This is a genomic window from Runella sp. R5_40 (assembly GCF_057652295.1).
In genome coordinates this window covers 168,224-193,358 of sequence record NZ_JBYFCH010000008.1, presented here as the reverse complement: position 1 = coordinate 193,358, position 25,135 = coordinate 168,224, and the positions used below count along the sequence as shown (strand labels likewise).

Below are 25,135 nucleotides of genomic sequence, written 5' to 3'. Positions count from 1 at the left end.
CCTCGTTTCAGACCGTTTATCACAATAATTTATGAACACTTCCGTAAATAAGTTGTTTTACCTCCAAATCAATCTCTCCAATAGACTTCAAACATCTATGAAACAAGCCAAACTACTCTTTCTTGCTGTAGCTTTCGGCTGGGCAACCGCAGCCAATGCCCAAACCGATCTCAAGAAACCCATTCCAATGGATCCCAAAGTTCGCTACGGCAAACTTCCCAACGGTATGACTTATTACATCCGTAAAAACGAAGAACCCAAAAAGCGCGCTGAATTGTACCTCATCAACAAAGTAGGGGCAATTCAGGAAGAAGACAAAGAAAACGGACTCGCCCACTTTACCGAGCACATGGCGTTTAACGGCACCAAAAACTTCCCCAAAAACGAGCTAGTGAGCTACCTCCAGCGCGCAGGGGTGAAATTTGGTGACGACCTCAACGCCTTCACAGGACAAGACCAAACGGTATATCAGTTGCCAGTCCCTACCGACTCGGCTGATATTTTCAACAAAGCGTTTGTCGTACTGGAAGACTGGGCACATAACATTACGTTTGAAGGTGCAGAAATCGACAAAGAACGCGGCGTTATTTTGGAAGAACTCCGTGGTGGAAAAGGCGCCCAACAACGGATGCGCGACAAGTGGATGCCTATCCTCGTAGGCGATTCAAAATATGGGAAACGCAATGTTATTGGTACCGAAGAAGTTTTGAAAACCTTCAGCCACGAGACCATCCGTAATTTCTACAAAACATGGTACCGCCCCGACTTGCAAGCGATTGCAGCCGTGGGAGATTTTGACATCGACCAAGTAGAAAAAATGATTAAAGAGCGCTTCGGATCGATTCCAAAGGCCACGAAACCTCGTCCGTTGGGCAAATTCCCCGTAGCCGATTTTAAAGGTACGCGCGTAGCCATCGTAACTGACCCAGAGCAACCTTACATGCTTGCGCAGGTGATTACGAAGTTACCAAAAGCAGAAGAAAAAACGCTCGGTGATTCTCGCGAAAGCATCAAGCGCAACTTGTTTAACCAAATGCTCCAAGCACGTTTGCAAGAACAAACGCAACAAGCTAACCCTCCTTTCTTGTTTGGGGGTGCGGGTTACGGCGGTTTCATTGGTGATTATGATTCGTTTATCAACATTGCCGTGGCAAAAGATGGCAACCTAGAACGCGCCGTTAAGGCGGTGTTGGACGAGGGTGCTCGCGTGAAAAAATTTGGTTTTACCGATACGGAATTAGACCGTACCAAAAAGCAATTGCTCACTGCTACCGAAAAACGTTTCAAGGAAAAAGACAAAACCAAGTCGGCTTCTTACGTCAACGAATACATGGGTAACTTCCTTGAAGAATCACCTATTCCAGGTATAGAATTTCAATTTGAGTTTGTGCAAGGACAGCTAGACGGCATCACTATTGCGGAAATCAACGCCCTTGCCAACAAGTACTTGGTTGCTGATAACCGTACGGTATTGGTGCTTGCGTCTGAAAAAGACAAAGCAAAATTACCAACCGAAGCCACTATTTTGGAATGGATCAACGGCGCGGGTAAAGACGTTACTGCATACGTGGATAAAGTAGTGAACAAACCACTTATCGAGAACCTTCCTGCTGCTGGTCGCACGGTTTCTACGAAGCAAATCCCAGAAATTGGCGTGACAGAGTTGACACTAAGCAACGGCGTGAAAGTAGTATTGAAGCCTACTGACTTCAAAAACGACGAAATCTTGATTGGCGCTCGCAGCCAAGGCGGTACGTCGCTCTACGACGAAAAAGACTTTATGAGCGCAGGCATGGCCGATGCCGTGGTAGAAGAAAGTGGAATTGGCGAGTTCAATACGCCTGCGTTGAAAAAATACCTTACGGGTAAAGTTGCCAACGTTAGCCCGTTTGTAGGGGAAAACGAAGAAGGGTTCAGCGGAAACTGTAGCCCTAAAGACCTCGAAACAGCTTTGCAATTGGTGTATGGATACTTTACCAAACCTCGCAAAGACGACGACATCATCAAAGGTTTCTTGACGTCGCAGCGCTCTGCCATTCAAAACCGCAACGCTTCTCCTTCCCCTGAAGTGGTGTTCCAAGATTCGTTGAGCCGTATTTTGGGGAACAACAACTTCCGCCGTCAGCCTATTTCGGTAGAGCGTTGGGACATGATTAACCCCGACCGTGCTTTCCAAATCTACAAAGAGCGCTTTGCAGATGCGTCTGATTTTACGTTCTTCTTCACGGGAAGTTTCAAGGTGGACGAAGTGAAGCCTTTGTTAGAAAAATACTTGGGCGCGCTTCCGTCACAAAACAAAAAAGAAAGCTTCCGCGACTTAGGTATCCGTACTCCGTCGGGACGTCTTGACAAGAAAGTGTATAAAGGAATTGAGCAAAAAAGCCAAGCTTCGTTGATTTTCAGTGGCGACTATGTTTACAACGAAGACAACAACTGGCAACTCGACGCCCTCGAAGAAATCTTGAACATCAAGCTTATCGAGGTGATTCGTGAGAAAGAAAGCGGTGTATATGGTATCGGTGCGCGCGCTTCTTACAGCAAAACTCCCGCGCCTCGCTACACGGTTCGTATCGGATACGGCACAGGCCCTGAGCGCGTAGAAGAATTGGCGACTAAGACGTTGGCTGTTTTGGACGAAATCAAGAAAAACGGCGCAACCCAAGTGGATATTGACAAGTTCAAAGCCGAAACCCGCCGCTCAATGGAAGTTCAGATGAAAGAAAATGGATTCTGGCAAAACCAATTGATTGGAGCGTATAGCATTGGCGAAAATCCAGTAGATATTTTGGGTTGGGAAAAACAATTGAATAAAGTAACCGTAGAAAGTACCAAAGCTGCTGCCAACAAGTACCTCAACGACGCCAACTTTATCAAGGTAGTGTTGCTTCCTGAGAAAAAATAACAACGGAGTCCTTCTCTTTTTGGGGCTGTCTGAAAGCAATGGCTTTTGGGCAGCCCTTATTTTTTGCGACGCTCAAACATAATCTTCGCGAAGGTTTTTTGAGGTTGGGTTTCGTTCAGTAAAATGGCTTCTTGCAACACCTCTAAAAATGCTTCCTCCCGCGCCTGAAAGTCTTTGAGGTTCTGAAACGTCATGCCACGAATGATTTTTCGGCCTTTCGCCTCCAACACTCCCGCTTCGTCTTTCAGTAAAAACCCTTTTACAAACGCAATCTCCACGCCCTTGGTTTTTTGAATTTTGCCAAAATAACAAACGTAATCTAGGCACATAAAAAAGAGGGTATTGTTGTACATAAACCGCTCTCTCATTTTGGGGTGCGCCACCATCACCAACTGCCGAACGTACGACAACAACTGCCGAATTTCGGGGGTTTGACTGGCCAAAAAATCATCAGCATCGGCGTATTCAACCATTTTTGAGTGTCGAGTTTAGGAGAGGAGAGTGTCAAATGGATTCCTTTTAGAGCAGCTTATAGTTTTTGTATTCACCAATATACCATCCCGTTAGACGAGCTACCCACATTTTGAGACGGTACTTAAAACGGAGGTTTTTGTGCGAAATATCATGGCTAAACTGCCAATTTTGGCGCTGAATGCGGGGCAGCATCACGCGGGGATGGCTTCCCGTAAACTTGGCCAACGAGTCAATTTGTGAATAATCAAACCCTTCAGCCGATACATTCACGTGGCCTTCTACGTCTCCGCCGTGCCAATATTGGTGAATGTGCACGTATTTTTCTTGCATCACGCGCGGGTCTTTGACCCAACCGTAGTGGTAAATACGGGCATCTACTAGCTTCACTCGTAGCTTCTCGTTATTGTTTTTCCGAAATCCTTGGGCATCGCGGTACGAATAAATGCGTTTGTCGTTGCGCACCACCCTGATTTCGTGACGGTACCAGGTGGGCGAATCGCCGATATAGTCGTACGAGCCGTAAAAATGGGTATAGTAAAACAACAGCCCGTCCACGTTTTTGTCGTCCTTCCAGCGTTCCATGGCGGCCTTGATTTTGGGCAAATCATTTTCATGTACCACCTCATCGCCCTGAATGTAAAATGCCCAGTCGCTTTGAGCCGAAATGGCTTCAAAAGCTTTATCCGTTTCTTTGGCATACACTACTCCCCCGTCTTTGAGCGATTCATCCCATACGGTTTCGATGATACGGATTTTCTGGGGGTCAATCTGCCGCACGAGCTCCAGTGTTTCATCTTCGCCTTTTCCTACGGCCACCACAAACTCATCACAAATGGGTAGGATGGAGGTGATGGCTTCCACAATCGGGAAGTCGAACTTGACGGCATTGCGAATAAAGGTAAAACCCGTAACGTGCATTATTTCGGTCTAATTTTTGGGTCAAATTTACGATTTATCGCCGCTGTTTTGCCCATTCATTCATTTAATCTCCCCAGAATTAATCGGCTCTACTGATTAGCCGCCAGTTTGCTCGCTCAGTCGGTTGGCCTACGATTGATTCTTGAGGTACTTTCGACCAATCAGAGCAATAGGTATAGTTGTAAACGATAAACGAATGAGAAGACAAGTCAAAATAAACCCTAAAAAACTGTCCTTGACTGGTATAGCGAATGTTATTCTTTCGACACTCTTCTCTTGATTTGAATTCAAAAGGAACTCCTCCCGTCGATACTGGATAGGTTTGATGCTTGCGTTTGTATTCTTCTAATTCAGCAATCAATTCCTCGGCTGCATGGTAACGCCATTCTGCTCGAATATCTAATGCCTTTTCATCGCCCACCAAGTAGGTCGTCCAAGATACGGCGGGTAGTCCTATCATTAGGAGCGCAAGTTGTAATGCCGTGACTAGATGTTTATTGGGTGCTAGTAAGTACCAAATGGGTACGATTAATAACAGAAGGATTCCCAGAGGAACGGTAAAAAAGGATGCAATTCCGCATAATACTAAAATGGGAACAAGCTCAGGGCTAATAATAACCAATACACAGAATGCCACACAGATACCTGCCCAGATTAAGATTTTTTTTCCAAACTGTTTGGTAAATACGTGCTTTACGAATGTCTTCACTGTTACATTTTGTTTTACTTCATCCATTCGGCAATCCAAATCCCGAAATACGTTCCGATGGCATTTCCTAGCACGCCAATGAGTACCGCAGGGAGCTGTAAATCGGGGCGATGAAGGCTTTTGGCCAAGGCTAACGCCGAACTTGCGCCCCCGATATTGGCCTGAGAAGCAATGCCTAACATGTCCCAATCTTGTTTTAACAACGCACCTATGCCAAAAACAATACTTGCGTGAATCACCACCAAAACGGTAATAATGCCCAACAAAGTAAACGCCAATTTTCCGTCTTTTACCAGCGCAGGAATGTCGCAATAAGCGCCAATGACCGCCAAAAACAAATAGACACACAACAGCCCCAACATCCGCGAGCCTGCCAACTGATGAATGGCGGGAATTTGGGCCAAACCTAACGCTAAGGTCGTTTGAATCAACACCACGGGGATAGAAGGAATCCACTGGGCGATTTGCTGGGACAGGTAAATGCTCAGAACCCCTAACCCGACCAACAACGCCACGTCTTTGGGGCCTACAGTTTCGTTTTCACTCAATTCTTCTTCCAATTCCACTAACGAGACCGCTTCTTGGCGCTTTTGACGAGGGTACAAACGATTCAAAAATTGGGGGATGGCCAGTGTTCCTACCATCCAAATAGCCGTAATGATATTATCAGCCGCCGTAGTTGCTGCGTATAATGTTCCTGCTTTGGAAACTCCATAATGCAGCGCAACGGCGTTGAAATTGACACTTCCCCCGATGTAAGTCCCCGTAAACATGCCCGCAATGGCATAATGAAGCTCGCCCAAGGAGCGGGGAGCATCAAAAAGTTGTAGGCTTACAATAACTCCCAAAATTGTCCCAATTGACCCCAATAAAAACAACGAAAGCATGACCCCTCCCGCTTTTCGGAGGCTGCGCAAGTTGGCTTTGAGCATCAAAAAGAAAATAGAGAGGGGCGCTAGGTACGAAAAAATACCATCATAAACGGGCACTTCCTCACTCGACGATGGAATCAGGCCCAGATTGGCGGTGATGGCCGTGGTGATAATCACCAGCAAAGCCGCTCCCATTGAGCGCAGATAAGGGAATTTAGTCAGCCATTCGGCCAGTACCACATTGGCACAGAGCATCGTCAAGATGTAGAGAGAATTCATTACGAGTTAAAGGGTTTGCTTTCAAATTTTCCGTTTTCAACAGCTTTTTTTCCGCTTCATTCACCTTCGTAGGTGACATTCGTCATGGATACTTTTGCTTTGTTCCGTGATTTTTACCAAATGTAATCACTACACCTCAGATACTGAAACTTAGAGCCGTATGAAAAAGCTCATTCTTGCCTTTATTGCGTTGTTGTTAGGGTCTCCTCATGTCTTCGGCCAAACGGTTATTTCAACGGTCAATGAAGCCCTTGAGTTGGCAAAAAAACAAAACGCCGACCTCCAGATTTCCCAACAAAATGCCCGCATCCAGTCGTGGAATGTCACCGCTGCCCAAAGTACGCGCATTCCGCAACTTAAATTCACAACGGCCTTGGATTACAATTTTGTGCTGCCCACGCAGCTAATTCCTGCGCAGTTTTTTGGAGGAAAAGAGGGAGAGTACCGCGGCGTACAATTTGGGGTGCCGTTCAACCTTACCGCTGGGCTCGAAGCCAGCGCTCCGCTTTGGAATGCAGGATTAAAACAAGATGTTCAGCTTGCCCAACAAAATCAAAAACTAACTGATTTACAAACGCTTGTCCTCGCCGACGACCTCAGCACACAAGTCGCTCGTTTGTACTTTGCTACGGTGTTTACCCAACAGTATCTCGCCCTCCTCCAACGGAACTTAGCCAATGCCGACAGCATTGTGGCGATTGCGCGAGAACGCAAAGACAAAGGACTCATCGACCAGCTCGAATACAATCGCAGCCGAGCCACCCGCCTCAGCGTGGAAGATGTGTTGAAGCAAAATGAATTGGCCTACGCCAAAAATCTCAACCAACTGCGGTTGCTGCTCCATACCCAAGATCTAACGCTGGCTCCGTATGTTGTTCCTGCTTCGTTAGCGACAGTCAAAGAAAGCGTAGGAGAAAGTCACCCCAAATTGCAGCTTCGTGCCCAGCAACTGGTGGTAGCCCAAGCGCAACTCAAAAAAGAAAAATTACTCCGCTTGCCCACCTTGTCGGCCTTTGCTCGCTACCAAGAGCAAGCGCAACGTTCTACGTTCAACTTTCTGAATTTCAACGAAAAATGGTACGGTATCGGCGTCACGGGGCTCCGCTTTGAAGTGCCCATCTACACGGCTCGCCTCCGAGAAAGCGCCATCGGACGCGCGCAGGTGAATGCAGACATCGCCCAGCTTCAGCTTGACAACGAAAAACGAAAGTTTCAGACCGAAACCGAGGAACTTTTACTCAACTACCGTCAAGCAGTTAGTTCACTGAAAACCAACGAAGAAGCGTATCAATTGAGCCAAGAGAATTTGCAATTGGTGCTTATCAAATACCGAGGCGGAATTTTGAGCTACGACCAGTACCTCAACGTATTTAACGAAGCCTTAAACGCCCAAAACAAGTACTTGCGCACGTTGGCCGATGTGATGATTAACGGAAAATTACTAGAGTTGAGAAACTAACTATTGCCCCATTAACACCGAATTTACCATGAAACGCTATATCCTTTCTTCGGTCGCTTTGAGCCTTTTGCTGTTTATCGCGGCCTGTTCTTCCAAATCCGAAACCACCTCTCCCGTCTATAAAGACCTCACCGAAGCCGTGTATGCCTCGGGCAACGTTTTTCCCAAAAATGAATACAAGGTTGTGGCCAATGCCGACGGCTACCTCCAACAACAACTGGTCACGGAAGGCGATGTGGTAAAAGGCGGCCAACTGTTGTTTTCGCTGGAAAGCCTGTCGCAAGACGCCCGCGCCGAAGCCGCTGCTAATATTTACCGCCAATCTGAAGCCAATTTTTCGGACAGCTCGCCCGTGTTGGCTGAGTTGGAAGTTGCCCTTCGCAATGCCCGTACCAAACTGGAAAACGACTCGGTCAATTATTTTCGGTTCAAAGCCCTCTATGACCAAAACGCCACGGCCAAAGTCGAAGTAGAACGGGCAGAATTGGCCTATCGCACGTCCAAAAACGACGTAGCGGCCCGCCAAAAAACGTGGCAGCGTACCAAAAATCAATTGTACGTTGACCTCCAAAACTCCCGCTCCAATTTTCGGGTCAACGCCCGCGAAGGCGACAACTACCGCATCAAGAGCATCGAAGCGGCTCGGGTGTATGAAGTGTATAAAAAAGTGGGAGAACTGGTGCGCCGAGGAGAAGCCGTAGCTTTGTTGGGAAACCCGCAAGACGTTTATCTTCAATTGGCGGTGGACGAAACCGATTTTTCAAAACTCCGCATTGGACAGGCCATTGTGGTAAAAATGGATGCCTACGGCGACAAAGTGTTCAAAGCTCAAATCACGAAAATTTACCCCAAACTTAACAAGGTGGACCAATCGTTTCGGGTCGATGCCGATTTTATTGGCGAAGTTCCGCAAGCCTACTATGGCCTAACGGTCGAAGCCAACATTGTCATTTCGCACAATCCGAAAGCCCTGACGATTCCCAAAGCTTATTTAGTGGGCCAAGACAGCGTGTGGGTACGTGCCGACAAAGACAAGCAAAAAATCAAAATCACCAAAGGTGCCGAGAATTTTGAACTCGTAGAAGTTAAAAATGGCCTAACCGTCCAAAGCGTTCTCCTAAAACCATGAACCTCAAACTCTCTTTCCAAATAGCCAAAACCCACCTTTTGGCAAAAAAACGCCAAACCCTCGTGGCCATGCTCGGCGTGACGTTTGGGATTGCGATGTTTATCGTCATGATTAGTTTCATGCAGGGCGTCAACCAGTTTTTGGAAGATTCGGCGCTTGACGCCAGCCCGCACGTTCGGATTTACAACGAAGTCAACACCCAACGACCCAGCATTTTAGACCAAAATCGCACCTCCGACAGCAGCGTCAATGTCGTTTATCACCAAAAACCCAAGCAGCAACTTCCCCGCATCAAAAATGGCCTACAAATGGTGCGACTCATCGAAAAAATGAAAGGCGTTCTAGGCGTCTCGCCCGAGGTAAGCTCACAAGCTTTTTTCAACAACGGCCCCATTCAGATTTCAGGAAGTATGGCAGGAATCGATTATCCGCGCGAAAACCGCCTGTACAACCTAGATAGCCGCATCAAATCGGGGAGTTTTCAAGCGCTGTTGACCAATCCCAAGGGCATTGTCGTAGGTGCCAATTTAGCCAAAAAACTCAACGTCAACGTCGGCGACAAGGTCAGCGTTACGACACCAACGGGCGGCAACCTTACCCTTCGGGTAGTGGGGATTTTTGGGTTCGGGATTGGCACAATTGACAACATCCGCTGCTACACCAGCATCAGTACCGTGCAGGAGATTTTGGGAAAAGATGCCAGCTACATCACCGACATTCACATCAAAATGACCGACCCACTTTTAGCCCTTGATTTTGCCCAAACCCTCCAAAAACAGTTTGACATCCACACCGAAGACTGGGGCACGGCCAACCAAGCGATTTTGGCGGGAAAGAAGATTCGGAACGTAATGACCTTTGTGATTTCGATGACCTTACTCGTAGTGGCAGGGTTTGGAATTTATAACATCATGAACATGAACGTTATCAACAAACTTAAAGACATTGCGATTCTGAAAGCCACAGGATTTGGAAGCAAAGACGTCGTCGCCGTGTTTTTGCTCCAAGCCATTATCATCGGAATTTTAGGTGGCGTCTTAGGGCTACTCATTGGTTTTGGTATCAGTTATGCCCTGTCGATTACCCCTTTCGAGACGGGCGACATGATTAGCCTTAAAACCTTTCCCGTCCTTTTTGAGGCCCAGTATTACCTCATGGGGCTGGCGTTTGGCGTCATTACCACCATTTTAGCAGGTTATTTTCCTTCGCGTAAAGCCGCCAAAATCGACCCCGTGGCGATATTGCGAGGCTAAAAAGTTCTTCAACCCCTACCACTATGAACGTCCTCAGTGCATCCCATATCAACAAATACTTCTTTGAGCCTGAAAAATTTCAGGTGTTGCAAGACGTGAATTTTGAGGTAAAAAAAGGCGAATTTTTATCCATTATCGGCAAGTCAGGTTGTGGTAAGTCCACCCTTTTGTACATCCTTTCGACCATGGACACTGACTACGAAGGATTGCTCGAAGTAAACGGCCAACGCCTTACGGGATTACCCCAAGACACGCTGGCCGCTTTTCGCAACGAACATTTGGGCTTTGTTTTTCAATTTCACTTTTTGCTACCCGAGTTTACGGTTTTGCAAAACGTGATGCTTCCCGCGTTGAAGTTGGGAAAATATTCCAACAAAGAGATTGAAGAAAGGGCTTACGAAAAACTACGCCTTGTCAACATGACCGAACACGCCCGCAAACAGTCTTCCAAACTTTCGGGAGGGCAGCAGCAACGGGTGGCTATTGCGCGGGCGCTCATCAATGACCCTGCCATCATCATGGGCGACGAACCGACTGGCAACCTCGACAAAGCCAATTCGGGGCTGGTTTTTGACATTTTTCGCCAAATTTCTCACGAAAACGGACAAACCATCATTACCGTCACCCACGACCCTGACTTTGCCAACGGCAGTGACCGCATCATCGAAATGTCGGACGGGCGCATCGTTCGCCATTAATGCGTCAGTAAGTGAATTACGTCTTGGTGTTGGGGAAAAAGCGCCAACAATTGCGCCCGTTCGCCCAACTCAAAATCAGCAAAGTCAAAACCAGGCGCTACTGTGCAACCTACTAGCGAATACGCACTTTCGGCCTTGGGTTTGGAGCCAAACCACGTTCCTGCAGGTACTACCGCCTGAAACACCTCGCCTGCGTCGGGGTTATTGCCTAATTGAATGATTTCCAAGCGTCCGTCGGGATAAATGACGTACACATCCAGCGGGCCTCCTGCGTAAAAATGCCACATTTCGTCGGCCTGAATGCGGTGTAATGTCGAAAAATGATGGTTTTCGAGCAAAAAATAAATGCCTGTACTGAAACTTCGCTCACCCCCAAAACGGGCAGGCAACGCGCTTTGCGGAATCACTTCCGCTGAACGGTACGTTTCAGCAAAAAATCCGCCTTCAGGATGCGACAACATGTTGTATTTTTCAACCCAATAATTCGCTGGTTTCATTGATGTAGGTTTGTATTAGAAAAATTGGCATAAAACTACCAAATTCGCGCTATACTTTTGGCGGTTTGCCTTTTCTCTACAAAGGATTCGCCTCTCCGAGGCTATTTTTTTAATGCGTCTAACTTGGGGGAAATGGGAGGTAAAAAGTTTAATTTACACCTAAGAAAAATAATGAACAGCGACCTTCTACAGCAATTATTCGGAGACGCGCCATTGCCTCGGCAAGAAATGGAGGCGATTGTGGCTTTATTGGACATTCAAACCTTTCCCAAAGGCACGCACATTTTGCGGGAAGGTGAAATTTCTTCCAAGTGCTTTTTCATCCTCAAGGGATGTGTCAGGCAGTATTTGCTCGACGATGACATTGAAAAAACGACGTCCTTTTACACAGAAAATCAAGCGGTTGTCTCGTTTGACAGTTACCTTCAGCAAAAACCATCGAGGCATTATTTTATGTGCGTTGAAGACGTGACTGCGATTGTGGGGAATCCAAGCGAGGAAAAGGAAATGTACCAAAAATTCCCAAAGCTAGAATCGCTCACCCGAATGATGGTGGAGCAAGGTTTTGGTAAAACCCAAGAAGACTTTGCGACGTTTATTACCTCTTCGCCCGAAGAACGGTACCTCAACTTGCAAACCAATCGGCCCGACTTACTCCAGCGCGTTCCTCAGCATCAAATTGCGAGTTATTTGGGTATCACCCCCGAATCGTTGAGTAGGATTAGGCGGCGGCTGGCGAAGAAGTAGCAGGAGAGCCTAAAAGGAAGTTATGACAACGTCAATAAAATCATGAAAAACCAACTGGTTGAGTATTTTTCCAAGATTTCGCCTCTTTCGCCCGAAGAAGCCGCGGCCATTGCGGACAGCGCAATCATCAAAACGTTTGAAAAAGGGACGTTTTTGCTCCAAGAAGGGCAAATGGCTACTTCTACTTTTTTTGTATTTCAAGGACTTGTACGCCAATATAGCCTCGTGGACGGCGAAGAAAAAACGACCGCTTTTTTCACAGAAGGCCAATGGATTATTTCACTCAGTAGTTTTAACACGCCCAAACCTTTCCCTCATTATTGGGTATGCGACGAAACTTGTGTCTTGCTCATTGGCAACGATGCAGCCGCGCAATCGTTGTTTAAATTGTACCCTCGTCTTGAATTTATTGCGCGAAAAATTGTCGAAAATACCTTCGCCGAATTTCAAGCGACCGTCACTACCTACCTTACCGATACCCCCGAACAACGCTACCTGCGCCTGCTCGAAACACGGCCTAGCCTTATCCAGCGCATTCCGCAATACCAGCTTGCCAGTTACATCGGCGTCAAGCCTGAGTCGTTGAGCAGAATTAGGCGGCGATTGGCGAAGAAACCCTAAGCGTTTTGAGCCATTGCAGGGCATAGACAAAAACAAAAATCGTGGTCGAAATCTCAATCACCGCAAAAAAGAGGTAATAAATCGTAGGCGTTCCCATAAATAGTGTCGCCACCATGACAAGGGTTTTTACCAACGACGCGCTGATGTTTGCCCAAGCATTAGCTTTGTCGGGTAAGATTTTTGACAAGAGAATCATCGAAATCGGAATTTCCATCAAAATACCCGCATACAACAAAAACTCCCTAGAAATGGCCATCCCTTCGACCTGCCCCGTCAAGTACTGCTTCAAAAGCGAGGCGTCCATGAGGCCAATGAGGTCACAGTAGAGGTAATTGATGGTAACAAATACCCAAATCGTTGATAATACGTCTTTCTTGTTCATTTTCTTGTTCGTTTTTTCAACCACAAAGGTCGAAGCTACCAACAAGAAAATGATTGACTTGGGTTAAGAACGTAATGCGACTACTATTTCCCGTAGCCGTTGACCAATGCTTCAAGCTGAGCTAGTAGTTTGAGCGTACGTGGCCCAGGTTTGCCGTCGCCCACTATCTGACGCCCAATTTGTACCACAGGCATGACCCATTTGGTCGTACTCGTCGTGAAGGCTTCGTCGGCCTCTTCCAATTCTGACACCAACATCGGGCGAATCTCTACCTTAAACTCTTTTTCAGCAAGCTCCAGTACCACCTTGCGCGTGATGCCGTGCAGGATATTTTTATCGGCCGTCACCAACGTATCTCCTTTGAAAATAAAGAAGTTACTGCGCGTCAACTCACTTACTTCGCCGTCTTTGTAGTAAAGCAAATCCGCCGCTCCTTGTGACTTCATCTCAGCCGCCAAGCGAATCATGTGCAGGTAATTGGTGCTTTTAAGCTCGGGCAAATCACGCACAAACTCAAAGGGAAGTACCTTGATGCCCCGCACACGGCCTTCGGGGTTGTCTTTGGGTAAATTTTCGGCAATAATCAACCAGTTAGGCTCGACAACACTCACGCTATCAGGCGAATACCCGCCCGTTAGCACAAAACGAAACGCAACGTCGGGTTGTCCCGATAAGCGATGGAGTTCTGTCAAAATTTCAGCCGTTTGGGCTTGGGTCAATGGTACGCGCAAGTGCAATACCTCAGCCGAGCGGACAAAACGCGCCCAGTATCCGTCCCACTGAAAAGGAACGCCGTTGTAGGTACGGAAATAATCAAAAAGGCCGTAGCCGCGCAACAGTCCCAAATCGTTGATGTTGACAGAAGCCTGCTCGACAGGCATGATAGCGCCGTTGAAGTAACAATGCATGGTTTTGAGAGGATAAGATGAGGATTCACAAAGATAGGAATTTGGCTTTAACCTTAATTAACATTCTTTCAACGGCCTTTAACCTACTTCCTCCGCCCACTGCCCTAGTTTTGTCCCATCAAAATCTTTACAGCCATGATTTTTTTCAATTATCATTCACCCAACAGCTATTTTTTATAATCCGTGCTGAGAGTTGCTCACAACCTGGGTACCGACTAGCGTACTCGGGTTGTGAGCAACCCTCGACACTTGAGCAGCTATTTTATATGAAAAACTATGTACATGCTTTAGTACTTGTCCTGATTTCAAGTGCTGCTTTTGCCCAAAAAATCAGTATCAAAGGCGCCCTGCGCGACTCAGCCAACCGACCATTGGACGGTGCCACCGTGATGCTCCTCGACGGAAAAGACACGTCGTTGGTTTCTTTTGCTCGCTCTCAAAGTACGGGAGCATTCGAGTTTAAAAACCTGACCAATGAAGCCTATTTTCTCAAAATAACGTACGTTGGCTTACAGCCCGTTCAGCAAAACATTGCCCCCCAAAAAAGCGAAGTCATTGACCTTGGTTTTATTAAAATGTTACCCATTCCCAAAGACCTCAACGAGGTGGTTGTCAAGGGAGAACGTGACCCCGTCAAAATCAAGCAAGATACGATTGAATACAATGCGGGGTCGTTTAAAGTACAACCCAACGCCGTTGTGGAAGATTTGCTCAAACGCCTCCCAGGCGTGGAAGTGGACCGCGACGGAACGGTAAAAGCCCAAGGACAGCAAGTACGCCGCGTGATGGTGGATGGCAAAGAGTTTTTTGGACGCGACCCCAAAATGGCAACCAAAAACCTCCCCGCCGACGCGGTGGATAAGGTGCAGGTATTTGACCGTAAGTCGGACCAATCGCAGTTTACGGGCATCGACGACGGCCAACGCGAAAAAACCATTAACCTGACGCTCAAAGAAGAGAAGAAAAAAGGAATGTTTGGGATGGCTACGGCGGGTTTAGGCCCCGACAGCCGCTATTCGGTGAAGGCCAACCTCAACCGATTTAGTAAAAAACGTCAATTCTCATTTTTGGGAATGGCCAACAACATCAATCAGCAAGGTTTTTCCATCGACGACTACATGAATTTTACGGGGGCCGCCCAAAGAATGATGGCTGGTGGCGGAATACGCCTACAATTTAACTCCGACGATGACGCCATCATTCCCCTCAATTTTAACGGTCGTAACAACGGCTTTGTCAAATCGGGTGGGATAGGGGTTAATTACAACGACCAACTCAGCAAAAAAACGGAACTCCAAAGCAGTTATTTTTACAACCAACTCGACCAACTCATTGACAGAGAGACCAATCGAGAGTCATTTCTTCCCACGGGTAGTTTTGTATCAAAACAAAATACCGCCCAAACTACGACCAACAACACCCACCGCGCTAGTTGGACGATAGACCATAAAATTGACTCACTTAACTCCCTCAAATGGACAAATAACGCCAACTACGCCCAAAACAGTGCCAACACGGGTAGCAGCGCCAGCACGACCAACGCCAATGGAGCATTAGAAAACGAGGGGACGCGCCAGTCTTTTTCCAAAGGAAACACCTTTCGTTTGAACTCAGAGTTGTTGTGGCGTCATAAGTTTGCCAAAAAAGGACGTACACTTTCCACCAACTTCACCCTCGGGATAGAGCAAAGCGACCGAAACGGCAACCTGCAAGCCGTCAATTCGTTCTATGCGCCGTCGGGAGCGAAAAACCGCGTGGATACCCTGCGCCAAACCAATACCCAAACCAACGACCGCCAAAGCTATGGCCTTACGGCGTCTTACACGGAGCCCTTGGGAAAACGTCGCTTTTTGGAACTAAATTATGCCCTCAATTTGACCCAAAACGACGTCAATCGCCAAGTTTTTGACGTCAATGGCGACGGCCGCTCGCCTCGTTTCAATGCGTTGTTGAGCAATCAATTCCGTAATGATTTTATCTATCAACGAGGTGGTTTTAACCTGCGTTTCAACGGCAAAAAATACAACTTTTCGACGGGGTTAAGCGTGCAGCAATCGACCTTAGACGGGGAATTGATTTTACAAAATACCCAAATCAAACGCTCGTTTACGAACCTTTTGCCAAACCTCCGTTACCAATATAATTTCTCAACTAGCCGTAACCTCAGCCTTACCTACGATGCCGACGTACGTGAACCGAGTATTCAGCAACTTTCACCGATTGTTGACAACAGCGACCCGCTCAACATTGTCTTGGGCAATCCCAACTTACGTCCCGAATACAATCATCGAATGAACCTCAACTTTTTCAATTTCAACCAGTTGAACTTTAGCAACTTCTTTGCGTTTGCCAATTTCACCTACACCGCCAACCGCATTACCAACGCCCAGCAAATTGACGCAAACTTGGTGCGAACCTACCGCCCCGTCAACGTCAAAGATGACTATACCTTCAACGCCAACTTATCAAAAGGCTTCCGCATTAAGGCGCTCAACACGCGGGTGAATTTTAGTAGCAATTTGCTCCTCAATCGTGGCATCACTCCCGTCAACGATGTCGATAATCGCACGCGCCGCCTCGAAAGCCGCAACACCCTCCGTTTGGACTACCGCTTTAAAGAGTTTTTTGACATTTCGAGCAGCGGAAGTGTCACGTACAATCAAACGGCCTATTCGCTCAACAGTGCGTTAAATCAATCGTTTGTCAACCAGCGCTACGACGTAGAGGGGAACTTTAAACTCACCAAGTCGCTCAACCTAAGCTCATCGCTCGACTACAGCATTTACAACTTTGCGGGTTCGTCGTTCAACCAAAAAGTACCCATTTGGAACGCTTCTATCTCGCAGTTTTTCTTGAAAAACAAACGGGGAGAACTCAAATTCTCAGTCGTAGATATGCTCAATCGCAACGTGAGCATCAACCGAATGGCGCAAGCGAACTTCGTTCAAGACGAGCGTATTCGTTCGCTCGGGCGCTACTACTTGCTCAGTTTCACCTACAGCCTCAAAAACCTGCTAGGCGGCGCGCCTTCGGGTGGCATTCGCGTGATTCAACGAGGATAGAGGGAGTGTCGAATGTTGAGTGCAGAGTGTCGAATTTCCGTGCTGAGGGATGCTCACATCCCGAGTTTTCTAAGCGTCGTATCCGTGCTGAGGGATGCTCACATCCCGAATTCGATATTAAAACTTGAATTTCAAACCAATAATTAACATTAAACCCAATGAAAAAACAACTCTTAGTATTTCTTTTGGCGGTGAGTCCTTTGGTGACCGTCGTGGCCCAGCAAAACGAAGGAATGGTGTCTTACGACCAAAAAATCAACATGCACAAACGCCTCCAAGACGAGTCGATGAAAGCCATGATTCCTGAGTTTCGTACCAACAAAATGCAGCTTAGTTTTAAAGGCAGCGAATCGCTCTACAAAGCTGCCGAACAACCAGCCAATGAAGAGTCGGAAAGTACCGATGGTAACGGCGCGACTGTTCGGATGGTGGTTCGGGTTCCTCAAAATGAGACCTATCGCAATTATGATTTGCAAAAAAACATCGAAATTCGTGAATTAGCAGGACAAAAGTTTTTGGTAGAAGATACCCTCAAACGAATGCCGTGGAAATTGACAGGCGAAACCAAGAAAATTCAGAACTACGACTGCATGAAAGCCACGATGGTGAACAAAGTCAACAATCAACCGATTGTGGCGTGGTTTACGGAAGCGATACCCGTTCCAAGCGGCCCCGCTGGTTTTGGTGGACTTCCTGGCTTAATTTTGGAAGTCGATGTCAACGACGGTGACATGGTCTATCTAACCACCAAAATTGATTTCAAAAGCCTCACGGGCAACGATTTGAAAGCACCATCGGGAGGCAAGAAAATCACCAATGCCGAGTTTACTAAGAAGCGCGACGAGTACATGAAAGAAATGGGCGCTTCGGGAGGAGGTTTTCGGATTATTCGGAATTAAAAATTCCCAACCCGATAAAAGGGGAGAAAAATGAGCAAAAAAACGCAAAATACGTTATCGTCGGGGGCATATGCTACCCGTACAGGAGGGCTGCTTATGGTCGCTAGTATGCTATTACTAGCGGCCTTTCTGGTATTTTGGCTGCGTAAAGAATACCAAGAACAAAAAAGTATCCTACAAAAAGAAACCGATATTCTCTTCCGAACCACCATTCAAACGATGGAAGATTCGGTCATTCAGCGTAAAATTTCTGCGCCCATTGACTCTATCAAAACCCTAACTCCAAAAACCACTTTCAAAAAAAAGGCTACTCCCAAGGCAATCATAAGATACTCGCCTACACTAGAAGACATTACATCGCCGATTCTTCCTGCTTATACTATCATTAAATCTAACAAAGCGCCTAAAGATACGAACGCTTCTGCTTACCGTTACACCTCCCACTTTAACGCTCCTCAACTAAAAGACAGCAGTATTTTTACAAAAGATAAGTTCCACGAAGTGTTGATGAATACCAAACCGAAGGACATACGTGCCATTCGAGTTAATCAGGTTGGAAATATTACGATTACGACCATGACTATTCAAGATACTTCTGCGGCAGGGAAGTCGGATATTATGTTTGTGCGTTCTTTGCCCAAAACAGATACCCTACAAGATATGGTGGGAAAAGTTGCGAGGGCGTTTATTCGGCTCAATGTTCCCAAAGATAGTATTCGTCAGCCATCTGATTTTAAACAAATCGGTAATATCAAAATCTCCATTCGTAAAACAGACACTGAAAGCAAGGAGCAAGAGCTGGGGCTCTCTACGGTAAAAAGTACCGCTACCTCAGAAAAGCAGTTCGTCATTCGCCTCGACGACGATTCTCTCCAACTCAAAGACATCAAGAAAGTCTATGGCCGTCAAATTCGGCAAGCGCGCCTTCCTTTGCCGTTTAAGGTCATTCGTAAAAAAACAACCGATACCACCACCACGTCCGACTCGCTGGCCTCCCTCGCTACGTCGGCCGTAAAAACAGCCCTGCCGATGGGAAGCACCTATCGCGCCGTTTTTGCTGATTATCAGGGATATTTGTTAAAAAAAATCATCCCACAAAGTCTATTTTCGTTCCTTCTGTTGGCCATCACGGGCTTGGCTTTTGGAGCTATTTACCGAAACTTACAGCAGCAACGCCGATTGACCGAGCTGAAAAATGATTTTATCAGCAACATGACCCACGAGCTGAAAACGCCCATTGCCACGGTGAGTGTCGCCATCGAAGCATTGCAAAATTTTGGAGCCGCTCAAAACCCAAAACTGACCCAAGAATACCTCGAAATTTCTAAAAATGAGCTTAGTCGGTTGACGCTTTTGGTGGATAAAGTACTAAAAATGGCCACCTTTGAGCAACAAGGTTTGCAGCTAAACCAAGAGGAATTGGATACCGCACAACTGGTCGAGCAAGTGCTGCAATCCATGAAGATTCAATTTGAGAAGTTTCGGGCCAACGTGCAGTTTACGACCCAAGGCAGCGATTTTTTACTTACAGCCGACCGCGTTCATTTGACCAACGTTATTTACAATTTGTTAGACAACGCCCTGAAATACAGCGAAAGTACGCCCGAGATTGCCTTGAAATTATCCGAAACACCGACCCAGCTTACCCTCACCGTCCGCGATCAGGGCATTGGCATTCCTACCGAATACCAAACGCGCGTTTTCGATAAATTTTTCCGCGTACCCACGGGCGACACCCACAACGTCAAAGGCTACGGCTTGGGACTCAACTACGTCGCTTCGGTGGTACAGCAGCATCAGGGAACGATTTCCGTGGAAAGCGAAGCGGGAAAAGGCAGTACATTTACCATTACAATACCCAAAGCGTAAACCATGTCAACCAAAATTCTCTACGTCGAAGACGAACCATTTTTAGGAAAAATTGTCAAAGAAAGCCTCGAAAGTCGCGGGTTTGAGGTCTGTATGGTTGCCGATGGAAGAGAGGTTATTGCCCAATTTAAGTCCTTTCAGCCCGTCGTTTGTGTGCTTGACATCATGCTTCCGTATCGCGACGGATACGCATTGGCCCAAGACATCCGACAGTTACAACCCGACATGCCCATCATTTTTTTGACGGCCAAAACCCAAACTGAAGACGTTTTGAAGGGCTTTCAAGTAGGCGGCAATGATTTTATCCGAAAACCCTTTAGCATGGAAGAACTCATTGTTCGGATTCAGAATTTGTTGCACCTTACCCAACAAAAAACCGCGACAACCGCCGCCATTTCCCCCAACCAAGCCATCGCGCTCGGTCAGTACCAATTTTTACCTCACCGCTACGAACTTCATCAAGCAGGAAACGTTCGGAAGCTCTCCCACCGCGAAACCGAGCTGCTTTCTATTTTGACCGAAAATCTTAACTTCACCGTACAGCGTCGCGATATTCTTTTGCGCGTTTGGGGCGACGATTCCTTCTTTAATTCGCGCAACCTCGACGTCTATATCACCCGCCTCCGTGACTACTTCCGCGACGACGCCACCCTCGAAATCATTACCCTCAAAGGAGTTGGTTATCTTTTCAAAGCTTAACCACACGATTTGTCAACAAATTATTACCATCCTTCAATGCCTTCGTAGTTTTTTATTCTTTTTTTCTTTAGTATTGTTGGAGGAGAAACTGCTTTTTTGGAAGTAGCAAACTCGCCACAATTGTTAGTGAAACTCTAAATACTCTTTTTCAAAAAACCTGTTTTTGGGTTATTTCAAGCCATTACACCCAAAAATCAGGGTATTTGTAGGACAATAGTTAGACGCGCTGAGGCAGGTCTATTTCTGCCAAATAGTGTTTAATTTTCGTAAAGCTACTTAGGAGATTCATTTTTTGGTGGAAGGCTAAATATCCATTATTATTGCAAAACACTATCTTGAAATAGTTCATTTTTTACTTTGAATTGTACATTAACCCGTACTTAACCGTGGAAAAAAAACCAAAAAAAAACCTCCTTTTTGAAGTCGCTTGGGAAGTTTGCAACCAAGTGGGAGGGATTTATACAGTGATTAGAAGCAAGGTCCCTGCCATGGTTGACCAATGGGGCGACGAATATGTGTGCCTTGGCCCTTATTTTCCCCAGCGCGCACTCACCGAATACGAACCCATCACTTCGGACGACGGCTCGGGCCTTTACCAAGTTGTTCAAAAAATGCGCGAAGAAGGCTTGGCGGTAGAGTATGGATATTGGCTCATTACGGGCAAACCTCGTGTGGTTTTGTTTGATATTCGTAGCATGATGCCGCGCTTAGATGCCATTAAATACGGCTTGTGGGAGCGCCATCAAATCTCGACGGTCAATGTTGAAGACCTCGTCAACCAAACCCTTTGCTTTGGCGAAATGGTGCGGAAGTTCTTAACGTACTACGCCCAAGATTACGCTCGAAAATTTGATATTACCGCCCACTTCCACGAGTGGATGGCGAGCTCGGGCTTGCCTGATTTGCGCCGCGACGACGTGCGGGTCGCGACGGTGTTTACTACCCACGCCACCATGCTAGGGCGTTATATCGCTTCCAATGAGCGTGATTTTTACCACAAACTTCCTTATTTCGACTGGAAACACGAAGCTCGGCATTACGGTATTGAAGCGCAAGCGACGGTTGAGCGATTGGCGTACTTGAATGCCCACGTCAGCACGACGGTCAGCGACGTAACAGCCCGTGAGTGCGAGGTATTTCTGGGAAAAACGCCTGACCTTGTTCTCCCCAATGGCCTTAATATTCAGCGATTTGCGGCTGTCCACGAGTTCCAAAACCTTCACATGAAATACAAGGAGAATATCCACGATTTCGTGATGGGGCATTTCTTCCAAAGCTATTCCTTCAATCTTGATAAAACGCTCTACTTCTTCACGTCGGGGCGGTATGAGTTTGTCAACAAAGGCTACGACATTACCCTTGAAGCCCTAGCGCGCCTCAACTGGAAAATGGTACAAGCCAAAATGGACATGACGGTGGTGATGTTTATCGTAACCAAACAGCCATATCATTCTATTAATCCTGATGTACTCCAATCACGAGCCGTTCTAGGGGAAATTCAGGATACGTGTAGCGCCATCGAAAAACAATTAGGCGAGAAATTGTACATGGCTTCGGCCGCATCGAGCGACCACAATTTGCCTGATTTAAACCAGTTTGTGGACGAATACTGGCGCTTGCGTTTGCGTCGTACAATTCAGACGTGGAAAACAAAACGCCTTCCGCCGTACGTGACGCACGACTTAAAAACGCCCGATTCTATCACCGAATTCTGCGAGCGTTCGGGACTTAAAAACCACGAGCAAGACCGCGTGAAGATTGTCTATCACCCCGACTTTATTGCATCTACCAATCCTCTCTTTGGGTTAGATTATGGGCAGTTTGTGCGTGGATGTCACTTAGGTATTTTCCCAAGTTACTACGAACCGTGGGGCTATACGCCGCTTGAGTGCGTAGTGCGCGGGATTCCGACCGTAACGAGCGATTTGTCTGGTTTTGGGGACTTTATCATGCAAATCATGCGCGATTTTGAAAACCGTGGTATTTATGTCATCAACCGCAATACACAGGATTTTGACCAAGCCGCAGATCAGCTCGCCAACATTTTGTTCAAATTTGTGAAAATGAACCTCCGCGAACGTATTCAACAGCGGAATAAAGTGGAAAACATTGCCGAAGTATTCGATTGGAACAACCTCCGTTCGTACTACGACACCGCCCACGATTTGGCCGCCAAAAGAGCGCACAAAACAAGAGTTAGCTAGAGCACAGTTAATTGTTAACTGTTATTTGTTAACCGTGACCACCACGACCTGGGCACTTAAAAGCAACAGCGGCGAAGGAAGTCCTTCGCCGCTGTTGTTATTAGATAATTCGTCATTCCCTAATTCGTCATTCGTAATTTTTCATCACAGCCTCACCACTTCTCCTACGCCTGCTAATTGAATAAACCCCTGATTTTCGGGCTTTTTCTGTAATTCTTGCAATGCCCGATAAGGATCACCCAGTGGTTCATCCGATAAATCAAACGTTCCGTAGTGCATCGGAATAAAGCGTTTTGCATTGAGTTCATGGGCTGACTTGACGGCATCTTTCGGCCCCATGTGGCTGGCTGACATAAACCATTCGGGTTTGTACGCACCTACGCCCAGCAACGCCACGTCCACGCCGCCCAATAGTTGACCTAACTCCTGGTAATGCGCCCCGTAGCCCGAATCTGACCCAAAATACACACTTTTTCCATTGGCCCGAATCAAGTATGAACCCCACAGGTTTTTATTGGTGTCGTTGAGATAGCGCCGCCCCCAGTGACGAGCAGGCAAATAAATAACTTCAATTTTTGTGGTATCGGTTTGGTACGCCTGAAACCAACCCGCCGACTGAATTTTTGTACTTTTTACCCAATCTCCAAAGACCGTTTCTACCCCCAAACCCGTCAAATAAACCGCATTGGGGTTTTGAGGAGCCAGCGCTTTTAGGCTTTGTTCGTCGCAGTGGTCGCGGTGGTCGTGCGAGACGATGATGTAATCCAAATTTTTGAGGTCTGAAATAGTTACGGGAAGTTCACTAAAACGTTTCATCAAAAACGAAGGACTATCGAGCACGGGGTCGGTCAAAAAAGTGACCCCGTTGAGTCGGATAAAAAACGTCGCGTGCCCTAGCCATACCACACAATCTTCGTTTGAGTGTAGAAAGTCCGAATTTTTGGTAACGTTCAGGCGAAATGTCTCGGTTTTCTTTTCTTGCTTTTGTGGGTTTGTTTCCGTTTGCCAACGCCACAATTCGCCAAAAGCGGGTAGAGGCGTAACGGGATCATTCAAAAAGCGCCCTTGCGGATTGACAGGGTTCCCTTTCCAATCAGCTCGAATGGTTTTCAAGTTTGGATTTGAACGAAAGCCTTCGACCTTCCAGTCAAATTTTTCGTACATAAAAAAATAAAATACGCTCCCCAAGGAAGCTACAACCACCAAGGTAACTAGCATTTTTTTTGACCGAAGAAAAGGTATCAAAGCACAAAGAATTAGTAGTATCAAAAACACCCTTGATAAGTTCATAGTTCGCCAAGGTTATAAAACTCTTTGCATTACCTTTTTGCACCAAACCCTTTTCTCTCTCATGGCACAAACTATACCTAACCGCATTTCTTCTGTTGACGCGTACCGTGGCTTTGTGATGTTTCTGATGATGGCCGAAGTCCTCGAATTTGGCCACATTTCCAAAGCCCTTCCCGAAAGCTCCTTTTGGGCTTTTTTAGCCTTTAACCAAGACCACGTTGAGTGGGTAGGCTGTTCGTTGCACGACCTAATCCAGCCCTCGTTTTCATTTTTGGTGGGCGTGGCGTTGCCCTACTCCGTCGCAAGTCGGGTGGCCAAAGGGCAAGTCTTCCGCGATATGTTTGGCCATACGCTTCAGCGGTCGCTTATTCTCATTTTCTTAGGTGTGTTTTTGCGCTCCATGCACCGCGAGCAAACCAACTTTACCTTTGAAGATACCCTTTCTCAAATCGGGATGGGTTACCCATTTTTGTTTTGGTTTGGCTTCAAGTCGGTTCGTACCCAGCTGACTGCATTGGCTACTATTTTAGTAGGCTATTGGCTCTTTTTTTTCCTGTATCCGTTACCCGATGCTAATTTTGACTACGCCGCCGTGGGTGTTACTCCTGACTGGGAACACAATTTGAAAGGATTGGCGGCTCATTGGAACAAAAATACCAATGCTGCATGGGCATTTGACCAATGGTTTATGAACCTTTTCCCGCGTGAAAAACCCTTTATTCGTAACGGTGGAGGGTATTCTACGCTAAGTTTTATCCCCACCCTCGGTACGATGACGCTAGGGCTCTTGGCAGGACAATGGCTCAAAGACGATACCGCCCCTAAAGAAAAAGCCCTAAAATTTGTGGCCATGGGCGTCAGTTTACTAATCATTGCTTTAACTTTCAACTGGTTAGGCATTTGCCCCAATGTAAAACGCATCTGGACACCCACCTGGGTACTGTTCAGTGGTGGCTGGTGCTTTATTTTATTGGCCGCTTTCTTTTGGCTGGTCGATATTCAGGGGTATCGAAAGGCTTTCTTTTGGTTGATTGTGATTGGTATGAACTCCATTGCGGCCTACGTAATCTCCCACACCATCGTAGAGTTTATTCATCACTCTATTCAAATTCATATCTCAAAAACCTACGACCAAGCCTTTGGAACGACCTACGAATCACTTGTACGTGGCGGGCTTATTCTTTTTGTAGAGTGGTCAATTTTGTACTGGATGTATAAAAATCGGATTTTTGTAAGAATTTAATCAGATTTTCACGCCCATTTT

Annotated in this window: 21 protein-coding genes; 13 read left to right on the top strand and 8 right to left on the bottom strand. The window is 46.7% G+C overall.

Annotation, left to right across the window (positions count from 1 at the left end; genetic code table 11):
- Positions 1-31 precede the first annotated feature (31 nt).
- Complete coding sequence (locus AC23N5_RS16505) at positions 32-2,902, top strand: M16 family metallopeptidase (RefSeq protein ID WP_487756426.1); 2,871 nt, start codon at positions 32-34, stop codon at positions 2,900-2,902.
- Positions 2,903-2,958: 56 nt separating this feature from the next.
- Here the strand turns inward: AC23N5_RS16505 and AC23N5_RS16500 are convergent, their stop codons facing one another.
- The 4 genes from AC23N5_RS16500 to AC23N5_RS16485 all read right to left on the bottom strand — a co-directional run bounded on the left by AC23N5_RS16500 (position 2,959) and on the right by AC23N5_RS16485 (position 6,154).
- Positions 2,959-3,375 carry a DUF1801 domain-containing protein gene (locus AC23N5_RS16500; protein ID WP_487756425.1) on the bottom strand — a complete coding sequence of 139 codons (417 nt, stop codon included), beginning with the start codon at positions 3,373-3,375 and terminating at the stop codon, positions 2,959-2,961.
- A gap of 46 nt (positions 3,376-3,421) precedes the next feature.
- On the bottom strand, positions 3,422-4,294 hold the full coding sequence (locus tag AC23N5_RS16495; protein WP_487756424.1) for a glycosyltransferase family protein: 873 nt from the start codon (positions 4,292-4,294) through the stop codon (positions 3,422-3,424).
- A gap of 79 nt (positions 4,295-4,373) precedes the next feature.
- Complete coding sequence (locus tag AC23N5_RS16490) at positions 4,374-4,754, bottom strand: hypothetical protein (RefSeq protein WP_487756423.1); 381 nt, start codon at positions 4,752-4,754, stop codon at positions 4,374-4,376.
- Positions 4,755-5,017: 263 nt separating this feature from the next.
- Positions 5,018-6,154: a DUF819 family protein gene (locus AC23N5_RS16485; RefSeq protein ID WP_487756422.1), complete on the bottom strand. Its 1,137-nt coding sequence runs from the start codon at positions 6,152-6,154 to the stop codon at positions 5,018-5,020.
- Positions 6,155-6,314: 160 nt separating this feature from the next.
- Here AC23N5_RS16485 and AC23N5_RS16480 point away from each other — a divergent pair, with 160 nt between their 5' ends.
- Genes AC23N5_RS16480 through AC23N5_RS16465 form a run of 4 tightly spaced genes read left to right on the top strand, consistent with a single transcriptional unit; the run spans position 6,315 to position 10,693 of the window.
- Entirely contained in the window at positions 6,315-7,613 is a 1,299-nt protein-coding gene (locus tag AC23N5_RS16480; RefSeq protein WP_487756421.1) for a TolC family protein, read from the top strand.
- A 28-nt stretch (positions 7,614-7,641) separates the two neighbouring features.
- The gene (locus AC23N5_RS16475) at positions 7,642-8,742 is read left to right on the top strand and encodes an efflux RND transporter periplasmic adaptor subunit (protein WP_487756420.1); all 1,101 of its coding nucleotides are present in this window, start codon (positions 7,642-7,644) and stop codon (positions 8,740-8,742) included.
- Positions 8,739-9,995 carry an ABC transporter permease gene (locus AC23N5_RS16470; RefSeq protein ID WP_487756419.1) on the top strand — a complete coding sequence of 419 codons (1,257 nt, stop codon included), beginning with the start codon at positions 8,739-8,741 and terminating at the stop codon, positions 9,993-9,995. The genes AC23N5_RS16475 and AC23N5_RS16470 overlap by 4 nt, the downstream gene beginning before the upstream one ends.
- Positions 9,996-10,018: 23 nt before the next feature.
- Complete coding sequence (locus AC23N5_RS16465; protein ID WP_183974895.1) at positions 10,019-10,693, top strand: ABC transporter ATP-binding protein; 675 nt, start codon at positions 10,019-10,021, stop codon at positions 10,691-10,693.
- Here the strand turns inward: AC23N5_RS16465 and AC23N5_RS16460 are convergent.
- The gene (locus AC23N5_RS16460; RefSeq protein WP_487756418.1) at positions 10,690-11,190 is read right to left on the bottom strand and encodes a cupin domain-containing protein; all 501 of its coding nucleotides are present in this window, start codon (positions 11,188-11,190) and stop codon (positions 10,690-10,692) included. The genes AC23N5_RS16465 and AC23N5_RS16460 overlap by 4 nt on opposite strands.
- Before the next feature lie 171 nt (positions 11,191-11,361).
- Between AC23N5_RS16460 and AC23N5_RS16455 the strand changes: the two genes are divergently transcribed.
- A complete protein-coding gene (locus tag AC23N5_RS16455; protein ID WP_487756417.1) occupies positions 11,362-11,937 on the top strand; it encodes a Crp/Fnr family transcriptional regulator in 576 nt (191 codons plus the stop codon).
- Positions 11,938-11,979: 42 nt separating this feature from the next.
- A complete protein-coding gene (locus AC23N5_RS16450) occupies positions 11,980-12,558 on the top strand; it encodes a Crp/Fnr family transcriptional regulator (protein ID WP_487756416.1) in 579 nt (192 codons plus the stop codon).
- On the opposite strand, the gene AC23N5_RS16445 is transcribed toward AC23N5_RS16450, so the two are convergent.
- Together AC23N5_RS16445 and AC23N5_RS16440 are read right to left on the bottom strand one after the other, a co-directional pair.
- Positions 12,530-12,940, bottom strand: a complete 411-nt coding sequence (locus AC23N5_RS16445) for a DUF6326 family protein (protein WP_487756415.1) — start codon at positions 12,938-12,940, stop codon at positions 12,530-12,532. The genes AC23N5_RS16450 and AC23N5_RS16445 overlap by 29 nt on opposite strands.
- An 83-nt stretch (positions 12,941-13,023) precedes the next feature.
- Positions 13,024-13,848 (bottom strand): aminotransferase class IV, encoded by an 825-nt coding sequence (locus tag AC23N5_RS16440; protein ID WP_487756414.1) that lies wholly within the window; start codon positions 13,846-13,848, stop codon positions 13,024-13,026.
- A 266-nt stretch (positions 13,849-14,114) separates the two neighbouring features.
- Here AC23N5_RS16440 and AC23N5_RS16435 point away from each other — a divergent pair, with 266 nt between their 5' ends.
- The 5 genes from AC23N5_RS16435 (at position 14,115) to AC23N5_RS16415 (ending at position 22,581) form a co-directional block, all read left to right on the top strand.
- A complete protein-coding gene (locus AC23N5_RS16435; RefSeq protein WP_487756413.1) occupies positions 14,115-16,910 on the top strand; it encodes an outer membrane beta-barrel protein in 2,796 nt (931 codons plus the stop codon).
- Positions 16,911-17,068: 158 nt separating this feature from the next.
- Positions 17,069-17,809 (top strand): GLPGLI family protein, encoded by a 741-nt coding sequence (locus AC23N5_RS16430; RefSeq protein WP_487756412.1) that lies wholly within the window; start codon positions 17,069-17,071, stop codon positions 17,807-17,809.
- Between the two features lie 30 nt (positions 17,810-17,839).
- Positions 17,840-19,678 (top strand): sensor histidine kinase, encoded by a 1,839-nt coding sequence (locus AC23N5_RS16425; protein ID WP_487756411.1) that lies wholly within the window; start codon positions 17,840-17,842, stop codon positions 19,676-19,678.
- 3 nt (positions 19,679-19,681) lie between these two features.
- Complete coding sequence (locus AC23N5_RS16420; protein ID WP_183974915.1) at positions 19,682-20,377, top strand: response regulator transcription factor; 696 nt, start codon at positions 19,682-19,684, stop codon at positions 20,375-20,377.
- 386 nt (positions 20,378-20,763) lie between these two features.
- Positions 20,764-22,581 carry a glycosyltransferase family protein gene (locus AC23N5_RS16415; RefSeq protein WP_487756410.1) on the top strand — a complete coding sequence of 606 codons (1,818 nt, stop codon included), beginning with the start codon at positions 20,764-20,766 and terminating at the stop codon, positions 22,579-22,581.
- 144 nt (positions 22,582-22,725) lie between these two features.
- On the opposite strand, the gene AC23N5_RS16410 is transcribed toward AC23N5_RS16415, so the two are convergent.
- Positions 22,726-23,799 carry an MBL fold metallo-hydrolase gene (locus AC23N5_RS16410; protein WP_487756409.1) on the bottom strand — a complete coding sequence of 358 codons (1,074 nt, stop codon included), beginning with the start codon at positions 23,797-23,799 and terminating at the stop codon, positions 22,726-22,728.
- Between the two features lie 133 nt (positions 23,800-23,932).
- Between AC23N5_RS16410 and AC23N5_RS16405 the strand changes: the two genes are divergently transcribed.
- Positions 23,933-25,114, top strand: a complete 1,182-nt coding sequence (locus tag AC23N5_RS16405; protein WP_487756408.1) for an acyltransferase family protein — start codon at positions 23,933-23,935, stop codon at positions 25,112-25,114.
- Positions 25,115-25,135 lie beyond the last annotated feature (21 nt).

Bases quoted from the DNA above. Each gene is read 5' to 3' on its own strand.
- AC23N5_RS16430 (WP_487756412.1), top strand. From the start codon at position 17,069: ATGAAAAAACAACTCTTAGTATTTCTTTTGGCGGTGAGTCCTTTGGTG.
- AC23N5_RS16460 (WP_487756418.1), bottom strand. From the start codon at position 11,190: ATGAAACCAGCGAATTATTGGGTTGAAAAATACAACATGTTGTCGCAT.
- AC23N5_RS16440 (WP_487756414.1), bottom strand. From the start codon at position 13,848: ATGCATTGTTACTTCAACGGCGCTATCATGCCTGTCGAGCAGGCTTCT.
- AC23N5_RS16500 (WP_487756425.1), bottom strand. From the start codon at position 3,375: ATGGTTGAATACGCCGATGCTGATGATTTTTTGGCCAGTCAAACCCCC.
- AC23N5_RS16445 (WP_487756415.1), bottom strand. From the start codon at position 12,940: ATGAACAAGAAAGACGTATTATCAACGATTTGGGTATTTGTTACCATC.
- AC23N5_RS16435 (WP_487756413.1), top strand. From the start codon at position 14,115: ATGAAAAACTATGTACATGCTTTAGTACTTGTCCTGATTTCAAGTGCT.
- AC23N5_RS16470 (WP_487756419.1), top strand. From the start codon at position 8,739: ATGAACCTCAAACTCTCTTTCCAAATAGCCAAAACCCACCTTTTGGCA.
- AC23N5_RS16410 (WP_487756409.1), bottom strand. From the start codon at position 23,799: ATGCTAGTTACCTTGGTGGTTGTAGCTTCCTTGGGGAGCGTATTTTAT.
- AC23N5_RS16495 (WP_487756424.1), bottom strand. From the start codon at position 4,294: ATGCACGTTACGGGTTTTACCTTTATTCGCAATGCCGTCAAGTTCGAC.
- AC23N5_RS16475 (WP_487756420.1), top strand. From the start codon at position 7,642: ATGAAACGCTATATCCTTTCTTCGGTCGCTTTGAGCCTTTTGCTGTTT.
- AC23N5_RS16420 (WP_183974915.1), top strand. From the start codon at position 19,682: ATGTCAACCAAAATTCTCTACGTCGAAGACGAACCATTTTTAGGAAAA.
- AC23N5_RS16485 (WP_487756422.1), bottom strand. From the start codon at position 6,154: ATGAATTCTCTCTACATCTTGACGATGCTCTGTGCCAATGTGGTACTG.
- AC23N5_RS16480 (WP_487756421.1), top strand. From the start codon at position 6,315: ATGAAAAAGCTCATTCTTGCCTTTATTGCGTTGTTGTTAGGGTCTCCT.
- AC23N5_RS16425 (WP_487756411.1), top strand. From the start codon at position 17,840: ATGAGCAAAAAAACGCAAAATACGTTATCGTCGGGGGCATATGCTACC.
- AC23N5_RS16455 (WP_487756417.1), top strand. From the start codon at position 11,362: ATGAACAGCGACCTTCTACAGCAATTATTCGGAGACGCGCCATTGCCT.
- AC23N5_RS16405 (WP_487756408.1), top strand. From the start codon at position 23,933: ATGGCACAAACTATACCTAACCGCATTTCTTCTGTTGACGCGTACCGT.
- AC23N5_RS16450 (WP_487756416.1), top strand. From the start codon at position 11,980: ATGAAAAACCAACTGGTTGAGTATTTTTCCAAGATTTCGCCTCTTTCG.
- AC23N5_RS16505 (WP_487756426.1), top strand. From the start codon at position 32: ATGAACACTTCCGTAAATAAGTTGTTTTACCTCCAAATCAATCTCTCC.
- AC23N5_RS16465 (WP_183974895.1), top strand. From the start codon at position 10,019: ATGAACGTCCTCAGTGCATCCCATATCAACAAATACTTCTTTGAGCCT.
- AC23N5_RS16490 (WP_487756423.1), bottom strand. From the start codon at position 4,754: ATGATAGGACTACCCGCCGTATCTTGGACGACCTACTTGGTGGGCGAT.